This window comes from Brachyspira pilosicoli, assembly GCF_019402445.1.
Taxonomy (GTDB): domain Bacteria; phylum Spirochaetota; class Brachyspiria; order Brachyspirales; family Brachyspiraceae; genus Brachyspira; species Brachyspira pilosicoli_B.
The window spans coordinates 1-3321 of record NZ_SRZM01000086.1; the positions used below are offsets into that span (position 1 = coordinate 1).

3 protein-coding genes are annotated in these 3321 nt (G+C 24.0%); all 3 read right to left on the minus strand.

From position 1 onward, the window contains the following. A partial coding sequence (locus tag E6A48_RS03465; protein ID WP_219708611.1) for a toxic anion resistance protein occupies positions 1-872 on the minus strand: 872 nt, incomplete at its 3' end. A 21-nt stretch (positions 873-893) separates the two neighbouring features. Then, entirely contained in the window at positions 894-1433 is a 540-nt protein-coding gene (locus E6A48_RS03470) for a 5-bromo-4-chloroindolyl phosphate hydrolysis family protein (RefSeq protein WP_219708612.1), read from the minus strand. Between the two features lie 71 nt (positions 1434-1504). Continuing rightward, on the minus strand, positions 1505-3229 hold the full coding sequence (locus E6A48_RS03475; protein WP_219708613.1) for a class I SAM-dependent methyltransferase: 1725 nt from the start codon (positions 3227-3229) through the stop codon (positions 1505-1507). Positions 3230-3321 lie beyond the last annotated feature (92 nt).

Below are 3321 nucleotides of genomic sequence, written 5' to 3' on the forward strand. Positions count from 1 at the left end.
GTTTTTAGCATATCAGCATTTTTTCTAAGAAGTTCATTAGTGGTATCTGTAACTGCTCTTTGTGCTTTTGCTGCCTCATTAGAATGATGAAGACCTATAGCTAAAACCATTTGATTCTTCCACAAAGGTATAGTGTTAACAAGTGTAGATTGTATCTTTTCGCTCATCACTACATTATTATTTTGAACCATTCTTATTTGTGGTATAGTTTGTATTGATACTGCTTTGGTTAGCTCTAAATCATGTAGTCTTTTTTCAAATCTATTAGCTAAATCTTTATAATCTCTTGCTGCTTGTGCATCTTCGGGTGTGTTAGTTTGTCTTGCTTTTTCTTCAAGTTCCAATATTTTTTTATTTATATCATTATTTAATTTTTCTTTTCCAGCTTTAATATATAATTCAAGCTCTTTTAAATAGTCTAAATTATAATCATACATTTGGTCTAATATACTAATATCTTTTAATAATGTTCTTTGATGATTTTCTAATATCTTTATTATGCCGTCAATATTAACTTCAACTTTAGAATATTTAGCTTTTAATTTACTCAAATTATTAATACCCTTTCTAAAAAATCCAAATATCCCTTTAGACTCTTTTTCTATATCAAAACCTTTAAGCTCTACTATCAAATCACTAATAGTGTTTCCTATATCTCCCAAATCTTTATTCATCACAGTACTTAATGTATTTTCAGAAAATTGAACCATTTTATTTTGTGCAGCAGAGCCATAAGACATTATAGAAAGAGAATCTTCTAAGTTTATACTATTAGATAACTCTTTTATTTTGTTATTATCACTCTCACTTATTTTAGAATCTATACTTTTTTGAATATCTAAACTTAAAGTATTGTTACTATTTTCTTGCATAAATCAAAACCTCCAAAAAAATTATATTAATCCATCTTTTTCAAGCGTATTTTTTAATACATCTATATCGCTATTTATATCAATTAATTTATTTTCATTCATTTCAAGAAGCATTTTTTTAAATCCCTCATTTAATTTTATTATAGCATCTTCTATCTCTAAAGAAGTTTTTTCTATATTAGCATTTTTTACAGGCAAATTACAAAAATCAATATAATATTTAAGCATTTTTATAGCAGTAGGAAGATGATATTCATTTATCTTTTCAAGTTTTTTTTCACCTTCTTTGTTAGTCTTAGAATATAAAACCATATTATCAAGTATAGAAATCATTTCTTTCAAAGCAGGATTAATATCAGCATCATTAATTTCTTTTGAATACTCTTTTATTTTTTCTATATTTTTTTTTGTTTCTAATATTACTAAACTTTCATCATTAGAATTATTAAAATTATTATTAGAATATTCTTTATCATTATCTATATAATTATCATTTTCTACAGGAAAGTTTCTGTCTAAATTTAATTTTAATTTTTCTAAAATATATTTATCTTCTTCCATTTTTCACCATTTTAAAATTAATATAATATGTTAACTTTTATTATAAACAATAAAATGATTATTGCAATATACTACTTCACCTTTTGATATATACACTCAAATGTATCTCCAAGATTAAATTTCTGTGCAAGTTTTTTATATAGTTTTTCAGATAATTTAGAGTTTTTAAAAATCTTAAATACATCTGTAAACCTATTATAATAAATACTCTGATTTTCTAAACTAATTCTTTTAAGTGAATATTTATTAAAAAACATATCCAAAGATTTAGGATTAGCCTCGAATGCATGGTCGCTTGGAACTATAGAATAATAATTTTTATTAAACCTTCCGCTTACCCCATAACCATTAGGCATAGCTAAAGCAAATATACCATCATCTTTTAAAGAATATAAAATATGTTCAAAAATCTTATCAAAATTATAAATATGCTCTACAACATACCAAGCTGTAATTATATCATACTCTTTTTCTTTATAGTTAAAATCAAGCAAAGAACAGTTATGCACATTTAAATTCAAAGTATTAACGCAGTAATTTGAAGCATACTCGCTTATCTCTATACCCTCAGTAATATATCCATAATTAGAAGCCTCTTTAAGGAAAAAACCCATAGCACTTCCAATATCTAATACTTTTCCATTTGGTTTTATTTTTTTTATCTTTTCTATTCTTCTATTTGCCAATCGGCTTAAATTTTCAACATCTTCTTCATAAGTTTTTCCGTATTGTTTTTTATAATCTTCTACAAAATATTTTGATGAATAATCTGTAAAAGGCGATAAAAAATATTTTCTAAACAAAGTATTGCAATGACCACATTTATATAAATTGGATTCCAAATTTCTGTTTTTTCTCTCTATATTAGAACTATTACAAAAAGGGCATTTTATATCTTTAAAATCTTTTATATTAGAAAAAATAGTCTTTAGCCTTTCTATAGATTCATCGGTATTTATTTGCTTAGCATTCTCTATTAAACTATTTTGCTTTTCTTTATTGTTTATAAAAGCTTCAATTTTTTTAGCACTTTCATCAATATCAGCATCTTCAAAAAATCCTAAATTAAAAAATATATCATCGCATTTATTCGCCAAATCATCATGATACTTAGTAGGTGAAAAAAGTATAGTAGGAATCTTTGACTCTATACATTCAAAAGCAGTAAGCCCAAAATATGTTATAACTCCAGAATATGAATGAGCAAATATATCCTTAGAAAAATCAATATACTCTATATTAGAAAACTCACTTTCTCTTTTAAAATCTATTACTACAAATTTTTTATTAGTTATTTTTGAAATTATTTGAATTGCTTTATCTTTTAGTTGTTTATTAAAACCTAAATAAACAAGTATGGGAGACTCTTCATTATATATAGGTTTTATAGAATTATTTAATATTGTAGCAATAAATGGCTTAATATTTACTTCTTTAGAATTATCTAAATTCGGAAGCATCTCTATTACAATATCAGCTAATCTCCTCTCGCTTCCAACACTATCTACTATTATAACAGATGATATCTTTTTTAAATAATTAATATATCTCTCTTCAACTTCCCTCGCATCAACTATTATAATATATGGCTTTATTTCTCCTATCTTATTAAACTCAATAGTTTTTATATCAACCCTTTTATATAATTCGCTTTTCTTATTTATAGAAGAAAAAGTAAAATCATATATATCAGCCAATCTATTAGCTATAAGATTCATACGTGTAAAATGTCCATAGCCGTATATACCATTAATATCAGTTATTATACATATATTCTTTTTTATCTCGTTTAACATACAAACTCTAATATAATAAATTCAAAAAATTAATAAAATTATACAATAAAAATTTAGAATTACAAACATTATAATATATTGCTATTTAATAA